The organism is Legionella sheltonii (genome assembly GCF_026191355.1).
Taxonomy (GTDB): domain Bacteria; phylum Pseudomonadota; class Gammaproteobacteria; order Legionellales; family Legionellaceae; genus Legionella; species Legionella sheltonii.
The window spans coordinates 1-1,999 of the sequence record NZ_JAPHOQ010000033.1 but is presented as its reverse complement, the minus strand read 5'-3'; the positions used below and the strand labels follow the sequence as shown (position 1 = coordinate 1,999).

Here is a 1,999-nt window from a genome sequence, read left to right as displayed (position 1 = left end):
CTTGAGATTCCCCTTGAAACCGAGTAATCAATATCCTCTAAACACGCATTGGCTTTGAGTCTGGCTTGCCGCAATCGAGTGCTTAACTTGCGATTTCCACGTACAATACACTCTCGCTCTACTAGTAAACTAAATCGTTCATCAAAAGATAATTGATGAATATCAGATTGCTGCATCTGCTCTTGTAATGCCTCAATCATGCCGTGGCAGCGTAATTCTCTTAACTGTTCGAACAATGGCTGTGTTAACATAACAATATCTCCCTGAGTCTGTTAATGATAGTAATTTGCACCACGAACATTCTCATGGTGATTAGTTATATCAGCAGCCGCACTCGTGCTGGCAGGCTTTGATAGCGGCTGCTTATCCAACCCATTCTTTAAAATGGACTCAATATTTTTATATCGAACTGCACCAATATGAAGCCCTCTAATCGCTGCATTTTCTAAACGCTCTTTTCCATATTTTTTACTCATGCGAAGAATACCAAGACATGCGCGATAACCTTGCTGTGGTATTTTGTGCAAACTAATGACTTCATCAATTAATTGAGCTGTATGTGGCCCAATACTTTGTGCCCATCGATGTAATCGTTCAGGTGTCCATGAAACATAATCCTGATGGGCTTTTGGCATATGTTCATTCTGTGTGGTATGACCTGGCTTAAATGAACGTTGATGCAGCGCGATACGTTTATTATTTAAAAAACATTCAATCGTTCGGTCTCCAATTCGAACATCAATGAATTCCCCAAGATAACGCCATGGAATACTGTAATGATGTTTCTCAATGGTCACATGATAATCAATTCCAGCTTTAGCACGTTTCCAATAAGCAAATTGATAACGATGAATGGGTAATGATTTTAATGCAGGCCTATCAATTTCTAAAAACTGGGAATAACGAGAGCCAGATAACTGTTGAAATGGACGCTCATTATAAGCTTGCAATAAGGGGGCTATTGCTGAATTAATCTCAGAAATATTAAAGAAAGTACAATCTCGCAATCGAGCTAAAATCCATCGTTGAATACCCTGTACACCCACTTCAACTTTGGCTTTATCTTTCGGGGATCGTACTCGAGCAGGAATAACAGCGACATTATAATAGTTGGCCATTTCTTGATAAGTCATGTTGGTATCGGGGTCGTAGAGATGGGGTTGTGTAACTCCTGACTTGAGATTGTCAGGAACGATGCTGGTGGTAACGCCACCAAAAAATTCGAATGCCCGAATATGCGCAGCTATCCAATGACGTAAGCTCTGGCTTTCTGCTGCTTCAATAAACGTATAGTTCGAAGCACCAAGCACTGCTACAAAGATTTCTGCTTTGTGTAGTGCGCCTGTGTCTTTATCAACCCATGGAACAGTGAGTCCAGAATAATCTACGAATAACTTTTCACCGGCATGATGGGTAATACGCATGCTTGGATTCAGTTTACACGAGAAATCTCGATACATCTCACAAAAACGACTGTATCCGTATCCATCAGGATATTGGCTGCGATACTCATACCATAGCAATAATAAGGTCACGCCCTTGCGTTTTAGCTCTCGATGAACCCATGATAAATCAGGGGTAGGTCTATTAAGTTTTTTGGGATTAGACTCTTGGGGAAATAAGCGAGCATAAAGTTCAGCGTCACTCATCGACACAGGCAATGGCCACGACACGTCAAACATTTTGGCACGTGATAAATAGCTACTCACTGTGCTAGCACTAATATCAACACTTGCTGCAATTTCTCTATTGTTCAAGCCACCTTCATATCGCAGCTTTAAAACTTCTCTTATTTTACGCATCGATAGCTTCTCCGTTGGCATTTCTACTTTCCTTCTGTTTGACCAAACAAAAGGATAAAACGGTTATCGTGCGTCGCTCAATATGCTTACGTATTGCTCATTCTTGATCGGCTTAGAATGGAATCTTTGATCGGCATCAAATGGAATTCGTGATCGGCATCACTGGAATCTGTGATCGGGATGGAGTGGAATATGCA

Annotated in this window: 2 protein-coding genes; both read right to left on the bottom strand. The window is 41.1% G+C overall.

Annotated elements, in window-relative coordinates; genetic code table 11:
* The coding region (locus tag OQJ26_RS19190; RefSeq protein ID WP_265705280.1) for an ATP-binding protein at positions 1-251 on the bottom strand (251 nt) is incomplete at its 3' end.
* A 21-nt stretch (positions 252-272) separates the two neighbouring features.
* Complete coding sequence (gene istA, locus OQJ26_RS19185) at positions 273-1,823, bottom strand: IS21 family transposase (protein ID WP_265703157.1); 1,551 nt, start codon at positions 1,821-1,823, stop codon at positions 273-275.
* Between the last annotated feature and the right edge of the window lie 176 nt (positions 1,824-1,999).